The 551-nt window shown below is 60.4% G+C and carries 1 protein-coding gene; it reads right to left on the bottom strand.

Annotation, left to right across the window (positions count from 1 at the left end; genetic code table 11):
- The coding region (locus tag ACZ3HH_RS29375; RefSeq protein ID WP_465810012.1) for a hypothetical protein at positions 1-486 on the bottom strand (486 nt) is incomplete at its 3' end.
- Between the last annotated feature and the right edge of the window lie 65 nt (positions 487-551).

The following is a 551-nucleotide window of genomic DNA, read 5'->3' on the forward strand; positions in this document are numbered from 1 at the left end:
TCGCGTATTATCAATATTTGCGTCCGACAAAGAATAGGTCGCCGGGTCGTAGGGGAGAGACTTAGTCCACCGTTGCCCTAGGGCTTGCAGCTCGAAGTCTCCTCCGTCGATTTGTTGGTGATACCCACGCGGATCACTCGCTGAGCGAAATGCCATGAACGTTGCGGCCGCATCCGACGAAGACGACCTCGCCGTTATCACGCCTGCGTCGAACGCCGCGTCGAGCGCGCCCGTTGCTGTCGCGGCAGCAATGGAAGGGTCGCGCCAAAGAAGCTGTAGGGGCGCCTGAAAGCTCGTGGGCGCGACCGCCGCAGTGGCCGAGAGACTCTTGTCGCCGTATAGCTGACCTAGCCCAGCGAACACGCCGTTCGGGTCACCGCCCCACGCGCTGTCAGCGAACTCGTATACCTGCTGCGTTGGGCCTTGCAGTGCCAGGAAGAATTTTCCCGTATTGCGCAGACCGCCCGCTTGATCCAAGTCCCACACGGAACCAGTGCTGGTTCGAAGGGCAAGCAGAGCCGAAATTGCATACCTAGTCGCGTAGAGCCAGT

It is taken from the genome of Pseudomonas sp. PME37.24/025, assembly GCF_055556615.1.